Below are 1,471 nucleotides of genomic sequence, written 5' to 3' on the forward strand. Positions count from 1 at the left end.
CCGCGCCGGGTGTCGTCGATATCGATCAGTTGCCCGGCCGCGTCATACACATACGCGCGCTTGAGCAGCGTGCTGTTGTCGTCGCTACGGCCCAGCAGATGGCCACTGCCGTAGGTCCTATTTTAATTACGCCCAACACTAACTCATCATTTCCTGCAATGACCAAAACACCCTGGCCACTTTCGAACTGCCATACTGCGCACCAACTTCAACTAACACCTCATCCCATACAACTTTCCTAATCCCTGCCAAAGCTAGCCATTCATAAACCCGAAGTATCTTTCAATCATTCCTACTCCCATCAAGAACCCTCGCACAAGACCACATTCGATAAGATTTTCCCACCAAGCCCCTATACCCGGTATAGTTCCAGCACTAGTCTTGTCACAGCTTCCTCCTGCCCTCTTTACATAGAAAATCAACTAGCCTTGAAAAGGCATAAGGAAATTTTCTTGTCTCACGCCTATTGACAGCACAGTCCAAAATATACGCATTCATGTATTTTTTAACGCTTCTTACTGCAACTCCCGGAACATTATCAGTTTTATCTGTACCACTTTCCACTGTATCAATCAAGTATGCACCTTTGCTCCGGCGAAAACTAAACCTGACCACTATGCTTTCTTCAAATACAACAGCGCCCTCATCATTACCCTCCCAAAAATAAAAACTCATATTATCAAGCGATCCGTCTCGGATATTTCGATAAGCCCAATACGCTTTCATCAGTGTGGTTAATCTTACTTTCGGTTCAACATCCAACCCAGTTCCGACAGATTCTTTTTCAAAAAAATACAACTTATGTATCAAGCTCAGCCCTGCATTTCCATGAGGCACAACAATTTCTTTTTCGTAAGCGTGGCAATCTGACTTATCACCCACCAACTCGTATCCATAGCTCTCTAAGGTTGTGCGCTCCATATCAGGCAACCCAAGAATCTCTAAATCCTCAAATGTTAACTTATCCAAAAAAATATTAAATATTTCGAAAAATGTAGTGCGCAACATATTTATCACCAAAATTATTTAACAACAGGATTCGTTCCTGCCGAGTGATGCTTCTTCAAGATAGAGTCAACTTTTTCAAGTTCAGGCACCCGACTTGAATTTGGCTTACTATCAATCCCTGCCTGAGCCGACTTCCTAAGTCGTTCAACATTTCTCGGATCCCCTAGATAATCCGCAACACACTCACATGCTTTTTTTCAACTTGAAGCTTTCATACGCCGCATGCCGGGATCCGCTGGCTCCAAAACAATTTTCGTACCAGATGCATCTGGCATAAGCGCAATATGCCCACTGTTTTTAGGTATCCCGTCACCTGTTACATTTACATGAACTCCGCGATTAGTCACATCTGAACCCACTGTGCTCGCCTTAGCTTTGTAACCAGCTAATCCTGATGGATCAATCCACCCAACCGGATTCGGCGCATAGGCATACAGATTCAACCCACCCGCATAACTGATCG

At 44.4% G+C, this 1,471-nt stretch carries 2 protein-coding genes and 1 pseudogene; 1 reads left to right on the top strand and 2 read right to left on the bottom strand.

Annotated elements, in window-relative coordinates; translation table 11 throughout:
- Positions 1 to 242 (top strand): hypothetical protein (locus KUO17_RS26405; RefSeq protein ID WP_217978482.1); only part of this gene is annotated, 242 nt, incomplete at its 5' end.
- A 142-nt stretch (positions 243 to 384) separates the two neighbouring features.
- Here the strand turns inward: KUO17_RS26405 and KUO17_RS26410 are convergent.
- Positions 385 to 1,008: a hypothetical protein gene (locus KUO17_RS26410; protein ID WP_217978483.1), complete on the bottom strand. Its 624-nt coding sequence runs from the start codon at positions 1,006 to 1,008 to the stop codon at positions 385 to 387.
- Positions 1,009 to 1,205: 197 nt separating this feature from the next.
- Positions 1,206 to 1,471 (bottom strand): annotated as a pseudogene (locus KUO17_RS26415) (hypothetical protein); the annotation flags it as partial.

Origin of the sequence: Pseudomonas aegrilactucae (assembly GCF_019168305.1) — a bacterium.
Lineage (GTDB): Bacteria > Pseudomonadota > Gammaproteobacteria > Pseudomonadales > Pseudomonadaceae > Aquipseudomonas > Aquipseudomonas aegrilactucae.

Coding starts and splice junctions, on each gene's coding strand:
- KUO17_RS26410 (WP_217978483.1), bottom strand. CDS start 1,008: ATGTTGCGCACTACATTTTTCGAAATATTTAATATTTTTTTGGATAAG.